Source organism: Novosphingobium sp. JCM 18896, assembly GCF_025938095.1.
In the GTDB taxonomy this organism is placed as follows: Bacteria; Pseudomonadota; Alphaproteobacteria; order Sphingomonadales; family Sphingomonadaceae; genus Novosphingobium.
This window is the reverse complement of record NZ_JAPCZF010000002.1, coordinates 598,261-622,087: the sequence shown is the minus strand read 5'-3', so window position 1 is coordinate 622,087 and position 23,827 is coordinate 598,261. Positions and strand designations below refer to the sequence as shown.

Genomic DNA, 23,827 nt, shown 5'->3' with positions numbered 1-23,827 from the left:
GCTCGCTAGAATGGCGCCATGCTGATGTCCTCGAACGATCGCCCTGCCACCCTGCACTATGGCCCCAACGGCTTTCGCGTGGTGACCACGGGCAGTCATGTGGTCTGCGCGGTTTCGGGCGAGAAGATCCCGCTCGACTCGCTGCGTTACTGGAGCGGCACCCTGCAGGAGGCCTATGCCAGCCCCGAACTGGCGACGCGGAGACTGCTGGAGCGCCGCTGATGCGCCCGCTGGTCCTCGGTCTGGCCGGTGCGACGCTGCTGCTGGCGGTGGGCGTTGGCGTCACGCGCCTGTCGGCCAGCGCCGCTCCCGCCGCGCGGGGCGACATCGCGCTTGCCGGGGAGATGACCCAGGGCGGGTGGGCGCGCGGCACCGCGCCGCTGGGCACGATCGCCTTGACGCTTGACGACAAGCCCGTCGCACTCGCACCCGATCGCAGCTTCTTCCTCGCCTTCGACCGCGACGCTGGCACCGCGGCGCGCGTGGTCGCGAAATTCGCCGATGGCGGTACCGTGGTCCGCGCTCTGACGATTTCGCCGCGCGCCTGGCGGATCGAGCGCATCCCGCTCGGCCCGAAGCCGGGTACGCCGCCGAGCGAGGCCTACCGCATCCGCCGCGAAGGCGAGCTCAAGCAGATCAACGCTGCGCGCGCGATCGACAGCGGCAGCCAGGGCTGGCGGCAGCGGTTCATCTGGCCCGCCAAGGGGCGTCTGTCAGGCGTGTTCGGCTCGCAGCGGATCTACAACGGCGTGCCCGGTTCCTACCATTCGGGTACCGACATCGCGACGGGTGGCAGCGGCACGCCTTTCGCCGCGCCGGCCGACGGCGTGGTCATCCTCGCGGCCGCGAGTCCGTTCTCGCTCGAGGGCAACCTGCTGATGATCGATCACGGCATGGGGCTCAACAGCGCCTTCCTCCACTGCTCGCAGATCCTGGTGAAACAGGGCGAGGCGGTGAAGCAGGGGCAGATCATCGGCCGCATCGGCGCGACCGGCCGTGCGACCGGCCCGCATTTGCATTGGTCGATCAAGTGGCGCGATTCGCGTCTGGATCCGATCCTTTTCACCGGACCGATGCAATAGCCGCCTGCGGCTGACTTTCCTTCCTGATTTCAGATGTTTGAACCCCTCGGGCAAGCCTTTGCCCGGGGCGATCTCTGTTGCAGGAATGTTACATGCGTTCAAAAATACACCTACATCGCTGTCAGCAACTGGCTGAAACAAAAACTTTCAGACATGTAAGTTGTTATCCACGAGGCTGCTTGAAACGCCTGTCGCCTGCGCTTTTCCCGGAGCGCGGGCATGCCTTTGTGCGGCAGGCGAAGGGCGGCCCATATCAGGGGTCCCAACCATGAAAACCACCTCAACCTATGCTGCTCTGAAGGCAGGCGCAGCCGCGCTCGCCGTCGGCGTAGCGCTCGCCGGTACCTCGGCCTTTGCGCAAGATGCCGCGCCTGCCGCCGCCCCGTCCGACGACGGCGAGGCGATCATCGTCACGGGTTCGCGCATCGCGCGTCCCGAGCTGACCGCTTCGTCGCCGGTCTCGGTTCTTTCCACCCAGGACATCAAGCTCCAGGGCGCGAGCCGCGTCGAGGACGTGCTGAACTCGCTGCCTTCGGTCTATGCCAGCCAGACCTCGGCCACGGCCAACGGCGCCGACGGCACCGCCTCGATCGACCTTCGCGGCCTCGGCACCACGCGTACGCTGTCGCTGGTCAACGGCCGCCGCCTGCTGCCGGGTGACCCGAGCCCGACCAGCGGTTCGGCCGCCGACATCAACATGATCCCCGCGGCCATGCTCAAGCGCGTCGAGGTGCTGACCGGTGGCGCCTCGTCGGTCTATGGTGCCGACGCGGTCGCCGGCGTCGTCAACTTCATCCTCGATACCGATTTCGAGGGCTTCCGCATCGACGCGAACTACAACTTCTACCAGCACAACAACCGCGACAAGTTCCTGACGCCGCTGCTCGACACGCGCGCCAATGCCGGCCTAGCGGGCTACGACTATCCCAAGGGCAGCGTCGCCGACGGCCACACCGTCGACGCCACGGTGGCCTTCGGCACCAAGTTCGGCGACGACCGCGGCCATGCGATGGTCTATTTCGGCTACCGCAAGGTCAATCCGGTACTCCAGCGCAACCGCGATTACAGCGCCTGCGTGCTGCAGAACAACGGCGCCGGTCGCCCGCAGTGCGGCGGTTCGGCGACTTCGGACAACGGCAACGTTCTGCTGTTCGATCCGGCGGTGAACGCCGACAGCTCGACCTTCTACACCTTCGCGCCGAACGGTGGCTTCGAGAACAGCGCCACGCTCTACAACTTCGCGCCGCTCAACTACTATCAGCGTCCCGACAAGCGCTACACGGCCGGCCTTTTCGCCGACTACGAGATCAACGACGCGATCAAGCCCTACGTCGAGTTCATGTTCATGGACGACAAGACGGTCGCGCAGATCGCCCCGTCGGGCAACTTCGGCAACACGCTGTCGATCAACTGCGACAACCCGCTGATGTCGGCGACGCAGCGCGCCGTGGTCTGCAACCCTGGCAACCTGATCAACGGCTTCCTAGGCGATTTCCCGCTGGCCGCGGCCGCGCCGTACAACGACGGCACCAACGGCACGCCCGGACCGGGCGGTGCGCCGATCAACTTCGTCGATTCGCGCGGCACCCAGTATCAGCGCGGCTTCTTCCAACTGCTGCGCCGCAACGTCGAGGGCGGTCCGCGCCAGGCCGAACTGCAGCACACCAACTACCGCGCGGTGCTCGGCTCGAAGGGCCAGCTCGGCGAGGCCTGGTCCTATGACGCCTACTACCAATACGGCCGCTCGAACTACACGCAGATCTACCGCAACGAGTTCTCGATCGCGAAGCTCAACCGCGCGCTCAACGCCGTGGTCGATACGCGCCCGGGCAGCGCCACCAACGGCCAGGTCGTCTGCCGCTCGGTGATCGATGGCAGCGACACGAGCTGCGTTCCCTACAACGTCTTCGCCGGCGCCGGCGGTGCCAGCGCGGCTTCGGTCGCCTACCTGTCGAGCACGGGCTTCCAGAGCGGCAGCACCACCGAGCAGGTGGCCAACCTGTCGTTCACCGGCGATCTCGCCAACTACGGCTTCAAGACGCCCTGGGCCAACGACGGTGCCGTGGTGAACTTCGGTGTCGAGTGGCGCCGCGAATCGCTCGACCTGCAGACCGACGAGGCCTTCAGCAAGGGTGACCTCACCGGCCAGGGCGGTGCGACCCTGCCGCTCGCGGGCAACTTCAAGGTGCTCGAATTCTTCGGCGAATTGGCCTTGCCGATCGTTCAGGACGGTTTCGTCAAGGATCTGACCTTCAACGCCGGCTATCGCCGTTCGGACTACAAGACGAGCGCCGGTCGCAAGTACGGCACCGACACCTACAAGTTCGGTCTCGACTTCGCGCCGATCCCCGACATCCGCTTCCGCGGCGTCTACAACCGCGCGGTGCGCGCCCCGAACATCCAGGAACTGTTCGCGACGCCGACCGTGGGCCTCAACGGTTCGAGCGATCCCTGCTCGGGTCGCACGCTCACCGCGACCGACTATGGCTGTATCGCCCAGGGTCTGCGCGCGGGTAGCGGCACGGTCGCCAACCCGGCGGGTCAGTACAACGGCCTGATCGGCGGCAACCAGGATCTGCGCCCCGAACGCGCGACGACCAAGACCTTCGGCGTCGTGCTGCAGCCCAGCTTCCTGCCGCGCTTCGCGCTGACGATCGACTGGTTCGACATCAAGGTGCAGGATGCCATCCGCTCGTTCGGCCAGGACGCGATCCTGTCGGACTGCGTGACCAATGCCACGGCCACCTTCACCCCGGCCTCGTGCGGCCTGGTCAAGCGTGACGCGGCCGGTTCGCTCTGGCTGACGCCCGGCGGCTACGTCATCGACACGCCCGGCAACGTCGGTTCGGTTCAGACCAAGGGTCTCGAGATCAACGGTTCGTACTCGCACGACGTCGGTTTCGGCAGCCTGTCGTTGACCTTCAACGGCACCTACCTCGACGAGTACAAGGTCAACAACGGCCTGACCCCGGCGTACGACTGCGCCGGCTACTATGGCCCGACCTGCTCGAAGGGCGGCACGACCGACAGCGGCGCGCCGCTGCCGCGCTGGCGCCACAAGGCACGTCTGTCGCTGAACACCGAATCGAACATCGGTGTCTCGCTGCAGTGGCGCTTCATCGGCAAGGTCAGCGCCGAGACGCTGTCGGACAACCCGTCGCTGGCCGCGCCGACCAACTTCGATCCGGGCCTGCGCATCAAGAGCCAGTCCTATTTCGACCTGGCCGCGTCGTACAACTTCAAGGATGCCTACACCCTGCGTCTGGGCGTCAACAACGTGTTCGACAAGCAGCCGCCTTACATCACGTCGGGCAGCGGCGCGGTTCCGGGCACGAACCTCTGCCCGACCGGTCCGTGCAACGGCAACACCTACCCCGGCACCTACGATGCGCTGGGCCGCTACCTCTACGCCAGCGTCACGCTTGACTTCTAAGCGGGGCTGACACCACGATCGCGGAGGGCTCCCCCGGGGGCCCTCCGCTTTCCTTTTGAATTCGGAGCGCATGGCCGACCCTTCCCCCGATCAGCTGCTGCCCGCCGCGCTCGACGCCGCGCGGCACGGTGATCTCGACCGGGCGCGGGCATTGGCCGAACAGGGGCTCCAGCGGGCACCCGATCCGGTTCCGTTCCACGCCTTCCTCGGCATGCTGGCCGCGCGCGACGGCGAGCCGGCTCTTGCCGCCCGTCACCTGCAGGCTGCGCACAATGCCAAGCCCGGCGACGTCACGATCGCCTGCAATCTCGTGGCCGTGCTGATGCAGACCGGTGACGACGAAGCCGCGCTCGCGGTGGCCGGTGAAGCCCTGGCCGCGGCCGATCCCTCGCTGCGCGTCGCGCGCTATCGCGGCTTCCTCGCGCAGAAGCTCGGCCGCTTCGCCGAGGCGATCGCCGCCTACGATCACATTCTCGGTCGCGTGCCCGATGATTTCGAGACCTGGAACAACCTCGGCAATGCCCGCTCGGGTCTCGGCGATCATGCCGGTGCGGTCGAGGCGCTAGGCCGCGCGATGCAGCTCGATCCCGAGGCCGCGCCGGTCCGGCTCAACCTGGCTTCGGCGCTGATCGCGCTCGATCGCGCCGACGAGGCCCAGACGCTGCTCGAACGGGCGCTGCACGACTTCCCGCAGGACCCGCGCGCGGCGTTCGAGCTCTATGTCCTGCACAAGCGCGCCGAGCGCCAGGAGCCGGCCTTGGCGGCGCTCGAAGCGGCCACCTCGCGCGATCCGGCCTCGGCCGACTTTCAGCTCAAGCTCGGCATCGAATATGGCCTGGCGCGGCGCACCGAGGCGGCCGAGCGCGCCTATCGCCGCGCGATCGCGCTCGATCCCGCGCTGACCGACGCCTATCTCGGCCTGGCGGTCCAGTACGAGCACACCAACCGCGAGAGCGAGTTCGCGCCGCTGGCGGCGCTCGCACGCGACAGCGGCGCCGATCCGGGCGCGGTGGCGCTGATCGAGACGCTCGACCTGCGCCGTGCCGGTCGTTTCGACGAAGCCCTGGCGCGCATGGTGGACGTGCCCGCGGCGATCGAGCCCGAGCGGGCCGAACACATCCGTGCGACCCTGTTCGATCGCCTGGGGTGCACCGATCAGGCATTCGCCGCCTATGCCGCGGCCAATCGCCTGCTCGAGAGCAATCCCACCGATCCGCTGGCGCGCGCCGCCGCGCTGCGCGACAAGCTGGGCCAGGAAATCGCGCTGCTGACCCCCGAATGGCGCGAGGACTGGCAGACGGTCGAGATCGCCGACGATCATGCCGATCCCGTGTTTCTCGTCGGCTTTCCGCGCTCGGGCACGACCCTGCTCGATACGATCCTGATGGGGCATCCGCGCGCGGTGGTGCTCGAGGAACAGCCGCCGCTCAACCTCGTCGACGAGATGGTCGGTGGCATGGCGATGCTGCCCGATCTCGACGCGGCCGGCGTCGCCGCTGCGCGCGAGCGCTATTTCGCCGAGGTCGGCAAGATCGCCGCGGTCGCGCCGGGCCAGCTGCTGATCGATAAGTCGCCGCTGTTCCTCTACCGGCTGCCGCTGATCCGCCGGCTGTTCCCGCGCGCGCGGATCATCCTGGCCATGCGGCATCCCTGCGACGTCGTGCTCAGCTGTTTCATGAGCAATTTCCGGCTCAATTCGGCGATGGCCAACTTCCTCCGGCTCGAAGACGCCGCCGCCTTCTACGATCTGGCCTTCGCGCACTGGACGCGCGCCGAGGAGCTCTTCGCACCCGACAGCCGCACGATCGTCTACGAGCGGCTGATCGAGGACGTCGGCGCCGAAGTAAGGCCGCTGTTCGACTGGCTCGGGCTTGAGTGGGACGAGGGCGTGCTCGATCACACCAGCACGGCGCGTGCGCGCGGGCTGATCACCACGGCCTCCTATTCGCAGGTCACCGAGCCGATCTACAAGCGCGCGGCCGGGCGCTGGGAACGCTATCGCGCGCATCTCGCTCCGGTACTGCCCGTGCTGGAGCCCTGGGTCGAACGCTTCGGCTATTCGTCGCTCTGACGCTTGCGGCCCCGGCCTCGTCCGCTATGGCCCTGCCCGTGCGCCGTGCCCTTCTTGCCCTGCTGATCTTCGTCGGGCTCGTGCCGGGAACGCTGGTGTTCGAACCCGGCGAACCGTGGAACGAGACTTTTTCCTTGCGGTTCGCGCCGCTGAAGGTCCCGTCCAAGGCCGAGCGTAGCGCGCTGCTCGGCCCCTTCGATCTGGTCGGGGCCTGGGCGATGCAGAGCCCCTATTCGGGCTTCGGCGGCTATTCGGCGCTGGTTCCGCTCCCCGAACAGCGCCTGATGGCGATCAGCGACAGCGGCAGGATCCTGACCTTCTCGCCGCCCGGAGCGCCGCAGATCGCGCCCGAACGCGGCACGATGCTGCCCGAGGCGCGGCGCCGCAAGTTCGACGTCGATGTCGAAGCGGCAACGCGCGATCCCGCGACGGGCACGATCTGGCTGGCGCGCGAATATCTCAATGCGATCTCACGGCACGATCCGCAGTTCCGCACGATGGTCAACGTGCAGCCGGCGGCGATGCGCGACTGGGGCGACAATACCGGCCCCGAAGCCCTGGCGCGATTGACCGACGGGCGCTTCCTGGTGCTGCGCGAGGGTTTCACCGGCACGTTCGAATGGCGCCGGCACGCAGCGCTGCTGTTTCCCGGCGATCCCGTCTCGGGCGCGAAGCCGCTGCAGTTCACCTTCGACGGTAGCACCGGCTACAGCCCCACCGACGTGGCGCAGCTGCCCGATGGCCGCGTGCTGATCCTGATGCGCCGCCTCGCCTGGCCGCTGCCGCTGCGCTTCGCGGGGCGCATCCTCGTCGCCGATCCCGCGACGATTCGTGCGGGCGGAGTCTGGCGTACGCGCGAGGTGGCGCGGCTCGAAGCTCCGCTGCCGACCGACAATTTCGAAGGCCTGGCGATCGAACCGCGCGCGGACGGGCGCGTCACCGTCTGGCTGATCTCGGACAAGAACGCCGCGGCGACCCAGCGCACCTTGCTGCTCAAGCTGGTGCTCGATCCCCAGCGGCTGCCACGCCTGCGCCAGGCACGCAAAAAGGCGCGAGACTGAAGCCTCGCGCCCTTTGACTACGCTCGAAGTGGATCAGGCGGCTGCGGCCTGCTTCTTAGCCAGCTCGCGCTTCACCTTGACGGCGCGCGGCGAGAGCTTGGTGTCCGAGGTCTTCAGCAGCCAGTTGTCGAGGCCACCGTTGTGCTCGACCGAGCGCAGACCGTGGGTCGAGACGCGGAACTTGAAGCTGCGCTCCAGGCCGTCCGACAGCAGCGTGACGTTCTGCAGGTTGGGCAGGAACACGCGCTTGGTCTTGTTGTTGGCGTGGCTGACGTTGTGGCCGATCTGGCGACCCTTGCCGGTCAGTTCGCAAATACGGGACATGGCTCTACTCGCTTCAAGAATTTCGAGTCCCAGATGACGACCTGGAACGTGGAGGCGGCCGCATAGCGATTCACCCGCGCCGGGTCAAGTTGTACACAGGCTGGCGACCTGATAGCGCGCCGGAATGACCCGCTGGCCGCTTCCCGAACCCATGGCGCTCGCGCTGGCCCAGGCGGAAAAGGCCGTGGCCGCGGGCGAAGTGCCGATCGGCGCGGTCCTGGTCAAGGATGGCAAGGTGCTCGCGGTCGCACACAACGCGCCGCGCACCCTGCACGATCCCACGGCCCACGCCGAGGTCCTGGCGATTCGCGAGGCGGCGCGGGCCTTGGGCAACGAGCGGCTCGACGGCTGCGAGCTCTGGGTCACGCTCGAACCCTGCGCGATGTGCGCCGGCGCGATCGTCCACGCGCGAATCGCCAAGGTCTATTACGGCGCCTCCGATCCCAAGGGCGGCGCGGTCGAGCACGGCGCGCGCGTGTTCGAGCAGGACCAGTGCCTGCATCGGCCCGAGGTCTATCCGGGAATCGGCGAGGCGGAGGCGGCGGACCTGCTGCGCGGTTTCTTCCGCGAGCGACGCTAGAGTCCGCGCCAGATCTTCAGCGGCGCCGAATCGGGCGGGCCGCGGTCCTGGCGGTCGCAGGCGGTGGGCATGAAGTCGCGCCCATAGCAGAGGTGGATTTCGCGGAGCCAGCCGGCATCGCTGAGCCGCACCTTCACCTGCTCGGCGCGCCAGTGCGGATTGCGTTCGAGGAAGGCCTTGCGCAAGTCGCCGACGGTCAGGCCCTCCTGGCGCGAGAACCGGTCGGCGTCGGGCCAGTGCAAGGAGCGCCACAGCGCGGCGCTCGAGCGGTAATAGGCCTCGGGCGTCCGGGCCATGCACGAGCCGTGCTTGGCCCATTCGTGCTCGATCAGCCAGGGCACCGGCGTCATGCAGAGGTTGCGGCGCACCACCTGCGGCGAGGGGCGCGGGGTCAGGCTGCACCATTGCGGTGGCGGCCCATTGGCGGCCTCGGGCCAGAGCCCGTGGAGCACGAAGCCGAAGCGGCCATTCTGGCCCGAGCACTGCATCGTGCCCTTGTCCTGCGGCCGCCGGCAATATTCGGGCGACCAGCTCGCCGCGAGCACATAGCCGGCCACGGGCACGCGCCGGACTTCGCCGTCGGGCTGGACCGGACGCGGCGGATCGAAGCGGCGCGGCGCCGTGCATTGATAGGCCTGGGCATGCGCCAGTCCCGGCAGCGCCAGCAAGAACAGCGCGGCGGTGGCCGGAAGCCTCACAGCGGCGTGAAGTCCAGGCCGATGTCGGCGGCGGGGGCGCTCTGGGTCAGGCGGCCGACCGAGACGTAGGTCACGCCCGTCGCGGCGATCGCGGCGATCGTCTGGAGGTTGACCCCGCCCGAAGCCTCGCAGGGCACGCGACCGGCGACGATCGCCAGGGCTTCGCGCAGCCTGTCGGGATCCATGTTGTCGAGCAGCAGATGGTTGGCGCCGGCGGCGATCGCGGGTTCGATCTGGTCGAGGTGGTCAACCTCGCAGATGATCTGCGCCACCCCGGCGGCCTTGGCGGCGCCCACCGCCTGGCCGATCGAGCCCGCGACCGCGACGTGGTTGTCCTTGATCATCGCCGCGTCCCACAGGCCGAGGCGGTGGTTCTGCGCGCCACCGGTGCGCGTCGCGTATTTCTCGAGATGGCGCAGGCCAGGAATGGTCTTGCGCGTGTCGAGGAGGGTGCCGTTACCCTCCATGGCATCGACATAGGCGCGGGTCAGCGTGGCGACGCCCGAGAGGTGCTGGACGGTGTTGAGCGCCGCGCGTTCGGCTGTCAGCAGCGCGCGGGCATTGCCCGAGAGCCGCATCAGGTCCGAGCCGGCGGGAACGGCCTCGCCTTCCGCGACGAGGATCTCGATCTCGACCGTAGGGTCGAGCTTGCGGAAGAAGGCCGCGGCGATCGGCAAGCCGGCGACGGTGATCGCGTCGCGGCTGTCCATCACCCCGGCGAAGCGCGCTTCGGCCGGGATCACGCTTTCGGAGGTCACGTCGCGCCCACCGCCGGGCCAGCCCTCACCGAGGTCTTCGGCGAGCGTGGCGGAGACGAAGGCGTCGAGGTCGAACCCAGGAATGGCGAAGGTCATGCAGCGGACCTAGCGTCCGGATATCCAGGGTCAAGCGCTGTGCTTGGTGCTTCGACAAGCTCAGCACGAGCGGCAATGGACTGGATCAAACGCCACTCCGCTCATCCTGAGCTTGTCGAAGGATGCTGGCGCAACGTCAGTGAACGAAGCGCGCCACCACGTCGCGGTAGGAGCGGCTGACCTTCACCTGCGCGCCCGAATCGAGCACGAGGAAGCATTCGCCGTTGGTGTGCGGCTTGACCTGGCGGACCTGGTTGAGGTTGACGATGGTCGAGCGGTGGACGCGCTGGAACACGCGCGGGTCGAGCCGGCGCTCGAGGTCTTTCATCGTCTCGCGCAGGATCAGCGAATTGTCGGCGGTGCGGATGCACATGTAGTCGCCGGCGGCCTCGATGTGCTCGATCGAATCGACGTCGATGCGGAAGATCTGGCCGCGATCCTTGATGTTGATCAGCTTCTCGTAGCGCGAGGCGTTGGCGTCCACCTCCTCGGGCAGCGTCTCGATCGCGTCGGGCGCCACTTCGGCGAGGACGTTCTTGAGCTTTTCGGCCTCTTCGGCCGACTTCTTCTCGGCCAGGCGCGTACGCACGCGGTCGAGCGTATCGGCGAGCTTGTCCTCGTCGACGGGCTTCATCAGGTAGTTGACCGCATTGGCCTCGAAGGCGCGGACCGCATGTTCCTGATAGGCGGTGACGAAGACGAACAGCGGCGGCTCGATCTCCATCACGCCCTTGACCACCGAGAAGCCGTCGAAGCCGGGCATCTGGATGTCGAGGAAGACGAGGTCGGGCTTCTCGGTCTTGATCTTGCGGATTGCTTCGCGGCCGTTCGAGCAGGTGTCGATGATCTCGACGTCGGGGAACTTCTCCAGGCGAAGCTGCAGACCCTGGATGGCCAGTTTCTCATCGTCGACGAGGATGGTGCGGATGCTCATGCAAGTACCTTTGCTGGGATTCCCGGTGGCACCGCTCAACGTGGCGGTTGCGCGACTTAGCTCGCCGCAGCAACGCTTCGCGGTGCGATCGGTTCCGATTCAGTCGCCTCTCGGCGTTCGAAGGGGATTTCGATGACGACAGCGAAGCCGCCTTCGGGTGGTTCCAACGTTTCGAAACGATGCTGTTCGCCATAGGCTTGCGCCAAGCGATCACGGATGTTCGCCAGACCCACCCCGGTGGAAACAGGTTCGCCGCCGTCAAAACTCACGCCCGACAACCTGTTGGAGGCGCTGGGGCTTTGCAAGCCCGGGCCGGTGTCCGAGACGGTGATGCGAAGGTTCTGACCGATGAGTTGCGTGGTGATGGTGATCTCGGCACCGGTTTCCTGCGCGCCGACCGCATATTTGATCGCGTTTTCGACCAAGGGCTGCAGCAACAGCGAGGGCAGCAGCGCGGCTTCGGTCTGCGGATCGATGTTGAAGGTGGTGCGCAGCCGTTCCTCGAAGCGCATCCGCTCGATGTCGAGGTAGAGTTTGAGCGTGTCGATTTCCTGCTGCACGGTGACCCGGCCGGTCGGCTCGGTGATCAAGGTGTAGCGCAGGAAAGACGACAACCGGCTCAGCATCGCATTGGCCGGCTCGGTCTGCTTGAGCAGCACCAGGGTCGAGATCGAGTTCAGCGTGTTGAACAGGAAGTGCGGGTTGAGCTGATAGCGCAGCATGGTCAGCTGCGCCGAGGTCGCCTGGTTCTCGAGCCGGATCAGCTGGTCCTGCTGTTCCTCGATCTGCAGGAAGAAGTTCACCGCATAGTAGAGCGCGGTCCAAGCGCCGAGCAGGGTCAGGTCGAGATAGAACACGCCGATGAACAGCTGCGCGAAGCTGCCCTCGCTTTCGGCGCGGTAGAGCGAGATCACCCAGGCGTCGATGAAGGCGTTGAGGCCCACCGCGAAGGGCAGGACGATCATCGTCACGCCCCAGGTGATCAGCGGTCGCTGCGAGATCAGCTGGCGATAGATCACCGACAGCAGCAGCGAGATCGAGAAACCGGTGATCGTCGCGATCAGCAGCAGGACGAGGAACGACGGCGGCTGCGCATTGGCCAGGCTGGACATCGCGCGCAGCAGCATGGCACCGGCCCAGCCGGCCGATTGCAGGCGCCAGAAGGCCTGGTTCTTGTTGGCGAAGAACGGCGTCGGTCGAAAGGGCAGCACGGCCATGGACTGACTCTTACCGAAAAAAACCGCTTAGGCGAATCCCCGCTTGGACAGACCCTTGGCGCGCCTTATCGTTCCCGGCCGAGGCATGGTGCGGGGTAGGGCTGCCGATGGTCGACGTGTTCATCTCCTATTCGCGCAACGATCAGGCCAAGGTCGCGGTGCTGGCGCGCGCGGTCGAGGCGGCGGGCTACAAGGTCTGGTGGGACGCCGAACTGCCGCCGCACGAATCCTATGGCGACGTGATCACCGACAAGATCGCCCATGCCAAGGCGGCGATCGTCGTCTGGTCGCCGACCGCGGTGAAGAGCGAATGGGTGCGCGCCGAGGCCGACATGGCGCGCAACCAGCGCAAGCTGATCCAGACCGCGCTCGATCAGGTGGTGCCGCCGCTGCCGTTCAACCAGATCCAATATGCCGAGATCGGCGACTGGCAGGGCGAGGACGATCATCCCGCCTGGAACAAGGTCAAGCTGAGCCTCGCCACGCTGTGCGGCGCGCGCGAGGGAGCCGAGCCGCCGCCCGTGCGGCCGGCGCTGCGGGTGGAACCACAGCGGGTGGCGGCCTTGCCGCAAGGCGGATCGCGCGGCGGTCTCGTGGTGGGAATCCTGGTTGGCGCGGTCGTGATCGCGCTGGCCGTCGCGGGCGGCATCATGCTCGGTCGGGGAAGCAGCGAGGCGCCGGCGCCCACTCCGTCAGCCGGCACAAGCGCAGCCGTGCCCGTTGCCGCGACCCCAGCGCCTTCGGTCGCACCGGAGCCTGTCGCGAGCGTGTCCCCTGCTGTGGTCTCCGACGGGGCCGAGGACGCCCCGTCGCCCCCGCCGACCGACATGGAGTTCCCCGATTCGAGCACGCGGCTGCTGACCGCGGCCGAGGTCCAGGAACTCGGGCCGACGACTCTGCGAGTCGCGCGCAACGAGATTTACGCGCGCAAGGGGCGGCGCTTCGCCGATCCCTGGCTGCGCGAATGGTTCGGCCGCTATGCCTGGTATCGCCCGCGCTTCGACCAGGTGGAGCTCAACGCGATCGAGAAGCAGAACGTCGCGCTGATCCAGCAGGCCGAGGCGCGGTACCAGTAGGGGCAGGAACAGGGGGAACGCCGCATGGTCGACGTGTTCATTTCCTATTCGCGCAAGGACGAGGCGCTCGTCGCGGTGCTCGCGCGGGCAGCGCTCGCCGAGGGCTACGACGTGTGGTGGGATGCCGAGCTGCCGCCGCACAAGTCCTATGGCGAGGTGATCACCGACAAGATCGCCGAGGCCAGGGCGACGATCGTCGTCTGGTCTGCCGATGCCGTGCGCAGCGAATGGGTGCGCGCCGAAGCCGACATGGCGCGCAACCAGCGCAAGCTGATCCAGACTGCGATCGACACGGCGATGCCGCCGCTGCCGTTCAACCAGATCCAGTTCGCCGAGATCGGCGACTGGCGCGGCGAGCCCGATCATCCCGGTTGGCGCAAGGTCAAGGCCAGCCTCGCCGAACTTTGCGGGCCGCGTGACGGCGACGCCCGCGCGACGCCGCTGCCCGCCACGCCGCCGCCGCATTTGGCGGCGCCTGCTGCGCCGATATTCCCGCGCTGGCCGCTGTTCGCCGGAATCGGCGTCGCGGCGCTGGGCCTGGCGGCTGCGGGCGGGGCTCTGCTCGCGCCGCGTGGCAGTGCGCCGGCGCCCGATGCTTCGCTGCCGGCCGTGCCCGCGGTGACCTCTGCCCCCGCGACCGTCGCCACCGAACCGACGGCCGCAGTGGCGGCGGCGCCGCGTCCGGCCGTCACACCCCTGGCCGTCCCAGTGCCCAATGTCCCGATCGCGCGTCCCCCGGTGATGCCGCCTGCCCCCGTGGCGGCCACGCCTTCGCCGACGCCTGCAGTTGCCGCGATCCCCACGCGCAGGGTGACCTGGCCGAAGCTGCTGTTCCCCGATTCGAGCCGGCGCCCGTTGACCGCGGAGGAATTGGCGCCTTTGACCCGGCAGCAATTGCTGATCGCGCTCAACGAAATGCCCGCGCGGCACGGCTTCCGTTTCAAGGATCCCGCCTTGCTGGCCCACTTCAGCCAGTATCCCTGGTACGATCCGCGGCTCGATCAGGTTTCGCCCAACCCGGTCGAACGGCAGAACACGGCGCTGATCCGGCAGGCCATGCAGGCGCGGAATGGCAACTGACGCCGGGCCTGATACCGGGCCGCCGGTCGTCGTCTACTGCGGCCATATGTTCAACGCGGGCAGCGACGAGGAAGCCGCGCTCGCGGTGCGCATAGCCGAAGCGCTCGACCGGCTCGGCGCGCGGGTCGGCTTCGGTCCGCTGGCCTGCGGCGCCGATATCCTCGTCGCCGAGGCGCTGCTCGCGCGCGGCGGCGAGCTCAACGTCGTGCTGCCGTTCGCCGAGGAGGACTTCGTCGCCGAATCGGTGCTCTGCGGCGGCGAGGCCTGGCTGGCGCGCTACCGCGCCTGCCGCGATGCTGCGGCTTCGGTGCATTTCGCGACGCCGGGCGCCTATGTCGGCGACGACAACCAGTTCGCCTACAACACGCGCCTCGCGATGGGCCTCGCGGCGCTGCGCGCGCAGCAGATCGAGGTCGAGGCCGTGCAGGTCGCGGTGATCTCGGACAAGTTCCGCTCGCTGTCGAAGACGGGCCTGGCCGGCACCTTAGCCGATATCGGCATGTGGCAGGCGCTGGGGCGCGAGACCGTGACGATCCCCGCAGGACCCGTGCCGCGCGACCTGGTGTTTCCGCCGCATCCGCCGATCGCGGGCGGCACCCGGCGCGAGATCCGCTCGATCCTCTTCGCCGACTACAAAGGCTTCTCGCGGCTCGGCGAGCGCGAGCTGCCGCTGTTCATGGCCGAGGTCATGGGGCGGATTGGCGCGGTGCTGGGCGAATTCGGCGATCACGTCGAGTTTCGCAACACCTGGGGCGATGCGATCTACGCGGTGGTCGATACGCCGCGCGTGGCGGCGCGGCTGGCGCTGGCGCTGCAGCAGCGGCTCGAAGACCTGCCACTGGCGCTGATCCCACCGGGCGGTGAGGCGGGCATGCGTATCGGCGTGCACTATGGCCCGATCTGGCAGGGCACCGACCGCATCACCGGCAACCGGATCTGGTACGGTGGCGAGGTCAACCGCACCGCGCGGATCGAGCCAGTCACCCCGGTCGGCGGTGTCTACTGCACCGAGAGTTTCGCCGCGGCTCTGCTGATCGACCAGTGCGATGAGTGCCGGTTCATCTCGGTCGGGCACAAGCCGCTGGCCAAGGAGTTCGGCGAGATCGAGCTGTATCGGCTGGAGGGGATCTAGTCCTCCCCGGTACGGGGAGGGGGACCGCCCGCGCAGCGGGTGGTGGAGGGGGGGCGCCGCAAAAGCAGCGTTGATCGAGAGCCCCCTCCGTCAGCCCTGCGGGCTGCCACCTCCCCGTGCCGGGGAGGATGAAGCTGGATTACCCCTTCTTCGCGGCTTCGATCGCTTCGCTCAGACGCGCCTTGCCGACCGCGCCCGAGAGCAGCTGATCGCCGGCGATCCAGGCCGGTGTGCCGTTGAAGCCGAGCTGGCGGGCGAAGTCGATGTTGCGTGCCAGCTCGGTCTCGATCCGCGGATCGGCGATCACCCTTTGCGCGCGCGCCATGTCGAGGCCGGCAGCCTGGGCGGCGGCCTGGATCGTCTCGGGGCCGGGCTGGCCCGCGGCGAACATCGCGTGGTGGAAGGCCGCGTACTTGCCCTGCTCGGCCGCGGCGAGCGCCATCTTGGCGGCATCGGCGCTGCGCGGGCTCAGGATCGGCAGGTCGCGCACGACGACGCGCAGCTCGGGATTGGCGGCGATCAGCTGCTCGACCTCGGCGACGCTCTGGCGGCAGAAGGTGCAGGCATAGTCGGTGAACTCGACGAGCGTGACCTTGCCCTGCGGATTGCCGAGCACGGCGCCGGGGAACGGCGTGTGGACCTGGTCGCGGATGCCCGACAGCGCCTGCGCGTTCTCACGCTTCTGCAGGTTCTGCATCGCCTCGGGCAGGATCTCGGGATGCTCGAGGATATACTCGCGGACGATCTTCTCGATCCCGGCACGGTCGCCGGCATCGACCGGCGCGCGCCAGAAGCGGCCGACGAGCAGGCCGGCGCCCAGCGCCAGGACGACGGCCACGACGGCGAGCACCGTCCCCTTGCGAGAGCTGGTCTGTGTCATGGCGCGTGCGCTAGCGGCGTTTGCGGTTGCGTTCAATCTCGGCGCGCGCCTGCAGCGCTATGTCCTGCGCGCGCAGCCAGTCGGGCGTACCCTTGGGCAAGGCTGACTCGGCCGCTTCGGCGCTGGCCAGGGCCTCGGGCATGCGCATCGAGAGCACCTGCTGCTCGGCACTCGCGAGCCGCGCGCGGGCATTGTCGCCGTTGGCGGCATAGACCACGCCGAGTTGGTACCAGGCGAAGGGGTTCTCGCGGTCGCGCGCGACCGCGGCCTTGAGCACGCGCTGAGCCTCCTGGAAATTCTTCGGATCCTCGGTGGCGATCAGCGCGTGGCCGAAGGTCGTGGCGATCAGCGGCTGGTTGCCGGTCAGCTCGGTGGCGCGGCGCAGCGGGCCCAAAGCGTCGGTCGGCCGCCCCGATTCGAGCAGGATCTGGCCCTTGAGCTCGAGGAAATAGGGATCGTCGGGTGACTGCTTGAGCAGGGCATCGGCCTCGACCATCGCCTTGTCGACGTGCGCGTCCTTGTGCCAGGCATAGGCGCGGGCATAGCGTGCGGGCACGCTGGTGTTGGTCTCGGGATAGACGCGCATCGTGTCCGCCGGCTCGGCCAGATAGCCGAACAGCTTGGCCTTGGCGCGCTGGAACCGCGCCTCGATCGTCGGATCGCTGGGCTTGGTCCAGGCCGGGTCCTTCTCGTAGACGTCCTGCAGGGTGGTGATGCGGTCACCCGTCATCGGGTGGCTCGAATAGAACTCGCTGTCGGCATTGCGCGTGTAGCCGTAGCGGAATTCGAGGTTCTGCAATTTCTTGAAGAAGGCGACCGAGCCGCGGCCGCTGATCCCCGCGCTCGAGAGGAACTTTGCGCCGGCGGCATCGGCGCTCGATTCCTGGCCGCGGCTGAAGGCCAGGTACTTGCCCATGGCCGCCTGCTGGCCGGCCATCAGCACGCCGATCGCGGCATCGCCGCCACCGGCCGCAGCCGCCGCGGCGCCGAGCAGCAGCGACAGCAGGCTGATGCCGCTCGCCGCCTTGCCGCCACCATCGCTGATGACGTGACCGCCGACGACGTGGCCCAATTCGTGCGCGATCACCCCCTGAACCTCGTTGGCGGTGTCGGCGGTGTTGATCAGGCCCGAGTTCAGATAGACGATCTGCCCGCCCGCGACGAAGGCGTTGACCGAGGGATCGTTGACCAGGACCACGTCGACGTTCTTGGGATCGAGCCCGGTGGCCTTGACCAGCGGCGTCGACATGTCGCGCAGCAGCGCCTCGGTCTCGGCATCGCGTAGGATCGATTGCGCGGCGACGGGCTGAGCCAGGAGCGTCGATGCGGCCAGGGCCGCGATCAGGCCCCGAGTAAAGCGATGGCGTGCCCATTGACGGCATTCCAGGCGACCGGTCCTTGCGAATGGGAGGCGCATGGCGGCGGGATTAGCCCGAAAAGCCCTGAACCGGGCGTGAAGCGGAAGCGGCATGGGAGATGTGTAGCCACGGCGTGCAGATACGTCATCCCCGTCTGCACGCCATCATTCTCTTCCCGTCATCCCCGCGAAGGCGGGGATCCATCTCCGGGGGCTTCCTGTCTGCACCGCGGTTCGAGCGGAGAACTCGGGTGATGGATCCCCGCCTTCGCGGGGATGACGGGCGTTCGTGGCGGGGCTGACAGGCAGGGAGCTTCTTACGCGTCGTGTTGGCACGACGACTTGCCACTTGCGACAAGATGAACGAGGAACGCGGCCTGTGACAATTGACGACAATAAACCCGGAACCCGGCATAAACGCGCGACATTCCGCATCTAGAAGCAAGGACAAGAGGCCGCGGTGAGGTTCCCCCTCCCTTCAAAATCATCGCGGCCTCCCCCTTATTCGAGAATGGACGGAGATTTGACATGACCCTCACCCGCAAGATCGCTCTGGGTATTTCGCTGACCGCCACCGCACTCGCCGGCGCTGCCTATGCCGAGCAGGCCAAGCGCGATGCGCCGGTCACCCGCGCCGAAGCCCAGGCCAAGGCGCAGGAGCATTTCGCCCGCATGGACGTCAACAAGGACGGCAAGATCGACCAGGCCGACCGCGCCGCACGTCGCACGGCGATGTTCGACCGGATCGACACCGACAAGAACGGTCAGATCTCGCGCGCCGAATTCGACAGCGCGCACCAGCGCGGTCCGAAGATGGCTGGTGCCCAGGGCGAGCGCGGTCCCGGCGAGCATGGTGCCGGCATGCGCGGCCACGGTGGTCCCGGTCGCGGCCCCTGGGGCCATCGCGGCGGCGGCATGGGCCGCATGGCCGATGGCGACAAGGATGGCGCGGTGACCCAGGCCGAATTCACCCAGGCGGCCATGACGCGCTTCGACCGTGTCGACGCCAACAAGGACGGTACGGTGACCAAGGAAGAGCGCCAGGCCGCGCGCCAGGCCATGCGCGACCAGTGGAAGAACCGCGCCGGTGCCCCCGCGGCGCCCCAGGCCAACTAAAGAACGGAGCGCGGTAGAGCGTGACGATGACCGATACCGCGCCCGTCCGACTGCTGCTCGTCGACGACGAAGCCGCCTTGCGCGAACCCCTGGCCGAGTACCTCTCGCGCCAGGGGTTCGACGTTACCCAGGCCGCCAGCGCCGCCGACGCGCGCACGCACATCCGTGACGAGACGCCCGATCTCGTCCTGCTCGACATCATGATGCCCGGTGAGGATGGCCTGTCGCTGTGCCGCCACCTGGTCGAGGCCAAGGCGATCCCGACGATCTTCCTGACCGCGCGCGGCGAGGCGACCGATCGCATCGTCGGGCTCGAGATCGGTGCCGACGACTATGTCGTGAAGCCGTTCGAGCCGCGCGAGCTCGTCGCGCGGATCCGCTCGGTGTTGCGCCGTGCCGGCCGCGCCGCCCAGCCCGCGGACAACGAGATGTTCGAATTTGAGGGCTGGAAACTCGATCCGCTCAAGCGCCGGCTGATCGATACCGAAGGCGCGATCGTGGCGATCTCCTCGGTCGAGTTCCGGCTGCTGATGGCCTTTCTCGAGCACCCGCGTCAGGTGCTCGATCGCGATCGCCTGCTCGACATGGTCCAGGGCCGCGAGGCGCATCTGTTCGACCGTGCGGTCGACAACCAGGTCAGCCGCCTGCGCCGCAAGATTGAGCTCGACAGTCGCAATCCGCAGCTGATCCAGACGGTATGGGGCGGCGGCTACATGTTCGCGGCCGACGTGAAGCGCACCGCCGCGTGATCCGTCGCCTGCTTCCGCGCAGCCTGATGGGGCAGATGATGCTCGCCGTGGCCGTCGCGCTGCTTGCGGCGCAGACCATCGGTGCCGTGCTCGCCTATCGCGCCGGGGCCGAACGGCGCGAGGCCGCGCTGCTCCATTCGGCCGCCTTCCGCCTGCTGATGACCGCGCGCGACGACGATCAGGATCGGCGCGAAGAGCGCCGCCCGCGCGAGCGAGACACCGATATGCGCCGCGAACGCGGTCCCGACAGGGGGCCGGGGCCGCGGCGCGATGGCGGCGGTGGTTTCCGCCTCGAGCGCGTCGCCGCCGCGCCGCTGCAGGCCGGAGACAGGCCCGATGCCGAGGCCGCGCGCGAACTGCGCCGGATCCTCGCCGATCAGGATTTCGCCGCCGCCGACGTGGTCGTGCTGCGCCGCGAGATCGCGCGGGACGAGATCACCCGCCGTCGCATGGATCGCCAGCAGCGCATGCTGGCCGCGCAGCACGAGCAGAGACCCACCCAGGTGATCCTCGCCGCGGTGCAGATGCCCGACGGCAGCGGCTGGGTGGTCGCCCGCGCGGTCGTGCCGCCGGGCGAGCGCGCGATCGTCATGTCGCTGCTGCTCCAGACCTTGTTCATCTACATCGTCCTCGTCGGTGCGATCGCGCTGATCCTGCGCCGGATCACGCGTCCGCTCGCGCAATTGACCCAGCGGCTCGAACGCTTCGCCGAGACGCGCAACCCCGAGGGACAGATCGCGCCGCAGGGCCCTGGCGACGTGCGCCGCCTGATCGTCGCGCACAATGCCATGGAAGCGCGCATCGCCGCCCTGCTCGACGAGAAAGACGTGATGCTCGGCGCGATCGGCCACGATCTCAAGACGCCGCTGGCGGCCTTGCGTGTGCGCATCGAATCGGTCGAGGACGACACCGAGCGCGCGCGCATGGCTGCGACGATCGAGGACATCACCCGCTCGCTCGACGACATCCTCTCGCTCGCACGCGTCGGCCGGCCCAGCGATCCGCTCGAGAAGTCCGAGATCTCGGCGCTGGTCGCCTCGGTGGTCGAGGAATACGAGGACATGGGCGAGCCGGTCGAACTGCTCGACACCCAGCGTGTGGTCCTGCCGCTGCGCGCGACCTGGCTGCGCCGCGGCCTGCGCAACCTGATCGACAATGCCTTGCGCTATGGCCAGCGTGCGCGCGTCTCGCTGGCGCGCGAGAGCCGCCACGTGGTGATCTGGATCGAGGATGACGGGCCGGGCATCGCCGAGGCCGATCTCGAACGCATGCTTGAGCCGTTCTCGCGCGGCGACCCCTCGCGCAACAGCGCCACGGGCGGCGCCGGTCTCGGCCTCACGCTCGCGCGTGCGATCGCCGAGCAGCATGGCGGTGCGCTGACCCTGGCCAATCGCCGCGGGGCGGACGGTCAGGTCACGGGCCTGGTCGCGACGCTAAGTTTGCCGCTTACCTGAACCGCGCGAATTCCGACGAGATCGCGGTCTCGCGCTTGTCGCGCAGCAGGCCGCAATTGCGCACGCGTTCGATCGTGCGCTCGAGTTCGAGCGCACCGGGCTTGCCGGCGAAGCGCGGGCGCAGGTCGCGCGCGAATTCGTCAGCGCGCTCGGCCGAGCAGAAGTGCGCGAGGAACTGCGGCAGCCGCGATGAGAAAAAGATCCCATTGCTGCCCGAGGTCAGCGCGTCGAGGTTGGCGCGCAGATAGGTGTAACCGATCTCGCGCGTCTGGCCGGTCAGCAGTACCCCGCGCAACAGGTCGTTCTTCTCGCTCGCGCGCAGGCGCTTGTCCGACAGGCCGTTGAGCAGCCAATTGGCTACGTCCTTCGAGCCGCTGTTCGCCGCGGCGCCCAGCGCGACCGGGCGGAAGGCCGGGTCTTCGGAGGCCAGAGCCTTGTCGACCAGCGCCTTGGCCGCCGAGACCTTGCCCTGGGCGACGCTCATTTCGAAGCCCATGCCGTACCAGGCGCGATCGAGCGCCTTGCCGTCGCCGGCGAGGAAGGCGCGGGTCGCTGTCGAGATGCGGCGGCGCAGCTCCTTGTCGCGGCCGGCCCCGGCCAGGCGGCCGACGATCTGCACGCGCCGCTGCGCGCGTTCGGGGGCTTCGGCGGAATAGGCGCCGGCGCGCGGATCGAAGCCGTATTGCGTCAGCAGCGGGCGATAGAGCCGTTCGACCAGGCGGCGCAGACCGCGGCGGCCGCGATCGTCGAGCAGACCCATCGCCGCGAGATCGCCGAGCGCATCGGTTGCCCTGTCGCTGGCATAGGTATCGGGATGATGGACGAGATTCTCGGCGAGCGCGGCAAGCCGCGTGGCATTGCCGCGCCCCGCGAGCACGCTGGCGTGGAGCGAATCGACCAAGGCCTGGGCCTCGCCGCCGCTGAGCTTGTCGGTACCGGCGATCAGCGCGTCCCAGTCGGCCGCGGGCAGTTCGAAGCGGTAGTAACCGGTGCCGCCGGCATTCGGCACCAGCGGTCCGCTGCCTGCGGGCAGCTCGATCGTGGCGCTCTCGTCGGTCAGCAGGCTGCAGGCGCGCGCTTCGCCGCGGCGCAGGCACAAGGGCACGCCCCAGCGTGTGGCCGGCGCCGTAGTGCCCAGCGCGGCGTAGCGGCTCTGACGAACGGTATAGCCGCCCTCGGCGGTGCGGCTGAAGGTCAGCAGCGGCACGCCCTGCTGGTCGATGAAGCTCTGCATGGCCGGGACGATCCGCGGATCGTGCGCGGCTTCGGCCATGGCCTTGAAGAAGTCGGTGCTGGTGGCGTTGCCATAGCGATGCGCGGCCATGTAGCGGCGCACGCCGTCGCGGAACGGGATGTCGCCCATGAAGGCGGCGATCATCGCGACGACGTGGCCGCCCTTGCCATAGGTAATCGAATCGAAGGCCGAATCGATCTCGCCGTTGGTGGCGATCGGCTGGTGGATCGGCCGGCCGGCGACCAGCGCGTCGGTGTCCATCGCCGCGAAACCCTCGGCCAATGCACCCGCGCCGATGTTGAGATCGGGCCGCCATTCCTGGCCGATGCGATAGCCCATCCAGTTGGCGAAGCTCTCGTTGAGCCAGATGTCGTCCCACCAGGTCGGCGTGACGAGATCGCCGAACCACTGGTGCGCGAGCTCGTGCGCGACGACCATGCCGAACTGGCGCTTCTGCGGCGTCGGCGCGTCGCGGTCCATCACCAGGATCGGATCGCCGTAGAGGTCGGCGCCGGCGTTCTCCATGGCCCCGGGCATGATCGGCGAGGTGATCTGGTCGAGCTTGGGATAGGGAAAACCGTCGGCGAAATAGTCTTCGAGCAGCGCGACGATCTCCTTCGAGCCCTGCAGCGCGAAGTCGAGCTTGGCGGCGTTCTGCCGGGTCGAGACCACGCGCAGCGGCAGCGGCTTGGCGCGCTGCGGCGTCGGCGCGACCTCGCTGGCCACGGTCTCGAACGGCCCGACCATCATCGCCACCAGATAGGTCGGCAACGGCAGGGTGCGCGCGAAGCGGTGGACGGCGAGCCCGTTCTCGATCTTCGTTTCGGTCTCGGGCGCATTGCTCACCGCCTTGAGCCCCGGCGGCGTGCGCAGGGTGACGGTGAACGAGGTCTTGAACGAGGGCTGGTCGAAGCCGGGGAAGGCCGCGCGCGCGTCGATCGATTCGAACTGGCTCCACGAATACCAGTCGCCGCCGACCTGGACGCGGAACATCCCCGCGGGCCCGTCCTGGAACTTCGCGTCATAGTCGAAGGCGAGGATCACCGGCCCTGCGGGCAGCAGCTCGGCGAAGGTCAGCGCGGCGACGCCGGTATCGTCGAGCTGCTTCCAGCTGCCCGCGAACGTGCGGTTGCCGACGCGTGCGGTGGCGCTGCGCATGACGAAGTCGCGGCCGTGCAGGTGGATCGTCGTGCTCGGCCGCTTGAGCAGCGCGTCGATCTCGGCATGGCCCGAGAAACCCTCCTTGGCCGGATCGACGGTCAGGTCGAGCCGATAGTCCTGCGGCTGGACGAGGTCGGTCAGCTGCCCCTTGGGATAGGGCGCGGCCTCGGGTGAAGCAGCGGCGGGAGCGGGGGCTTGGGCGAGGAGCTGCGCGGGAACGGTGGCCAGCAGCGAGGCCAGGACTATGCGGATCATCGCCCGAGCTTAGCGCGGTGATCGGCAAAATCTAATCGTTCTTGCCCCTCAACTTTCGTCGCCCCTGCGAAGGCAGGGG

At 68.2% G+C, this 23,827-nt stretch carries 20 protein-coding genes; 12 read left to right on the top strand and 8 right to left on the bottom strand.

Annotated features, from left to right (window positions below):
* Positions 1-18: 18 nt before the first annotated feature.
* The 5 genes from OLX23_RS08885 to OLX23_RS08865 all read left to right on the top strand — a co-directional run bounded on the left by OLX23_RS08885 (position 19) and on the right by OLX23_RS08865 (position 7,647).
* Positions 19-222, top strand: coding sequence for a DUF2093 domain-containing protein (locus OLX23_RS08885; protein WP_264444509.1), 204 nt, complete (start codon positions 19-21; stop codon positions 220-222).
* Complete coding sequence (locus OLX23_RS08880) at positions 222-1,082, top strand: M23 family metallopeptidase (RefSeq protein WP_264444508.1); 861 nt, start codon at positions 222-224, stop codon at positions 1,080-1,082. The genes OLX23_RS08885 and OLX23_RS08880 overlap by 1 nt, the downstream gene beginning before the upstream one ends.
* A 268-nt stretch (positions 1,083-1,350) precedes the next feature.
* Entirely contained in the window at positions 1,351-4,515 is a 3,165-nt protein-coding gene (locus OLX23_RS08875) for a TonB-dependent receptor domain-containing protein (protein ID WP_264444506.1), read from the top strand.
* Positions 4,516-4,585: 70 nt separating this feature from the next.
* Positions 4,586-6,586, top strand: coding sequence for a tetratricopeptide repeat-containing sulfotransferase family protein (locus OLX23_RS08870; protein WP_264444504.1), 2,001 nt, complete (start codon positions 4,586-4,588; stop codon positions 6,584-6,586).
* Between the two features lie 38 nt (positions 6,587-6,624).
* Positions 6,625-7,647, top strand: coding sequence for an esterase-like activity of phytase family protein (locus tag OLX23_RS08865; RefSeq protein ID WP_264444502.1), 1,023 nt, complete (start codon positions 6,625-6,627; stop codon positions 7,645-7,647).
* 33 nt (positions 7,648-7,680) lie between these two features.
* Here OLX23_RS08865 and rpmB read toward each other — a convergent pair whose 3' ends face one another.
* A complete protein-coding gene (rpmB, locus tag OLX23_RS08860; protein WP_264444500.1) occupies positions 7,681-7,971 on the bottom strand; it encodes a 50S ribosomal protein L28 in 291 nt (96 codons plus the stop codon).
* A 124-nt stretch (positions 7,972-8,095) separates the two neighbouring features.
* Here rpmB and OLX23_RS08855 point away from each other — a divergent pair, with 124 nt between their 5' ends.
* Positions 8,096-8,551: a nucleoside deaminase gene (locus OLX23_RS08855; protein WP_264444498.1), complete on the top strand. Its 456-nt coding sequence runs from the start codon at positions 8,096-8,098 to the stop codon at positions 8,549-8,551.
* Here OLX23_RS08855 and OLX23_RS08850 read toward each other — a convergent pair.
* The 4 genes from OLX23_RS08850 to OLX23_RS08835 all read right to left on the bottom strand — a co-directional run bounded on the left by OLX23_RS08850 (position 8,548) and on the right by OLX23_RS08835 (position 12,254).
* Complete coding sequence (locus OLX23_RS08850; RefSeq protein ID WP_264444497.1) at positions 8,548-9,249, bottom strand: ribonuclease T2 family protein; 702 nt, start codon at positions 9,247-9,249, stop codon at positions 8,548-8,550. The genes OLX23_RS08855 and OLX23_RS08850 overlap by 4 nt on opposite strands.
* Positions 9,246-10,103, bottom strand: coding sequence for a carboxylating nicotinate-nucleotide diphosphorylase (gene nadC, locus OLX23_RS08845; protein ID WP_264444495.1), 858 nt, complete (start codon positions 10,101-10,103; stop codon positions 9,246-9,248). Before nadC ends, OLX23_RS08850 begins: the two co-directional genes overlap by 4 nt.
* Before the next feature lie 136 nt (positions 10,104-10,239).
* Positions 10,240-11,037, bottom strand: coding sequence for a LytR/AlgR family response regulator transcription factor (locus OLX23_RS08840; protein ID WP_264444494.1), 798 nt, complete (start codon positions 11,035-11,037; stop codon positions 10,240-10,242).
* Between the two features lie 56 nt (positions 11,038-11,093).
* On the bottom strand, positions 11,094-12,254 hold the full coding sequence (locus OLX23_RS08835) for a sensor histidine kinase (protein ID WP_264444492.1): 1,161 nt from the start codon (positions 12,252-12,254) through the stop codon (positions 11,094-11,096).
* 107 nt (positions 12,255-12,361) lie between these two features.
* Here OLX23_RS08835 and OLX23_RS08830 point away from each other — a divergent pair, with 107 nt between their 5' ends.
* The 3 genes from OLX23_RS08830 to OLX23_RS08820 are packed head-to-tail and all read left to right on the top strand — an operon-like array spanning position 12,362 to position 15,542.
* A complete protein-coding gene (locus OLX23_RS08830; protein ID WP_264444491.1) occupies positions 12,362-13,330 on the top strand; it encodes a TIR domain-containing protein in 969 nt (322 codons plus the stop codon).
* 24 nt (positions 13,331-13,354) lie between these two features.
* Positions 13,355-14,410, top strand: coding sequence for a TIR domain-containing protein (locus OLX23_RS08825; RefSeq protein ID WP_264444489.1), 1,056 nt, complete (start codon positions 13,355-13,357; stop codon positions 14,408-14,410).
* A complete protein-coding gene (locus OLX23_RS08820; protein WP_264444488.1) occupies positions 14,400-15,542 on the top strand; it encodes an adenylate/guanylate cyclase domain-containing protein in 1,143 nt (380 codons plus the stop codon). Before OLX23_RS08825 ends, OLX23_RS08820 begins: the two co-directional genes overlap by 11 nt.
* Positions 15,543-15,681: 139 nt before the next feature.
* Here OLX23_RS08820 and OLX23_RS08815 read toward each other — a convergent pair whose 3' ends face one another.
* Positions 15,682-16,422, bottom strand: a complete 741-nt coding sequence (locus OLX23_RS08815; RefSeq protein WP_264444487.1) for a DsbA family protein — start codon at positions 16,420-16,422, stop codon at positions 15,682-15,684.
* 10 nt (positions 16,423-16,432) lie between these two features.
* Positions 16,433-17,839 (bottom strand): M48 family metalloprotease, encoded by a 1,407-nt coding sequence (locus tag OLX23_RS08810; RefSeq protein WP_264444486.1) that lies wholly within the window; start codon positions 17,837-17,839, stop codon positions 16,433-16,435.
* Positions 17,840-18,307: 468 nt separating this feature from the next.
* Here OLX23_RS08810 and OLX23_RS08805 point away from each other — a divergent pair, with 468 nt between their 5' ends.
* The 3 genes from OLX23_RS08805 to OLX23_RS08795 are packed head-to-tail and all read left to right on the top strand — an operon-like array spanning position 18,308 to position 21,098.
* A complete protein-coding gene (locus OLX23_RS08805) occupies positions 18,308-18,895 on the top strand; it encodes an EF-hand domain-containing protein (RefSeq protein WP_264444485.1) in 588 nt (195 codons plus the stop codon).
* A 26-nt stretch (positions 18,896-18,921) separates the two neighbouring features.
* Positions 18,922-19,644, top strand: a complete 723-nt coding sequence (locus OLX23_RS08800) for a response regulator (RefSeq protein WP_264444484.1) — start codon at positions 18,922-18,924, stop codon at positions 19,642-19,644.
* Complete coding sequence (locus OLX23_RS08795; protein WP_319641303.1) at positions 19,641-21,098, top strand: ATP-binding protein; 1,458 nt, start codon at positions 19,641-19,643, stop codon at positions 21,096-21,098. Before OLX23_RS08800 ends, OLX23_RS08795 begins: the two co-directional genes overlap by 4 nt.
* Here OLX23_RS08795 and OLX23_RS08790 read toward each other — a convergent pair.
* Positions 21,091-23,748, bottom strand: a complete 2,658-nt coding sequence (locus tag OLX23_RS08790; protein WP_264444483.1) for a M1 family metallopeptidase — start codon at positions 23,746-23,748, stop codon at positions 21,091-21,093. The genes OLX23_RS08795 and OLX23_RS08790 overlap by 8 nt on opposite strands.
* Positions 23,749-23,827 lie beyond the last annotated feature (79 nt).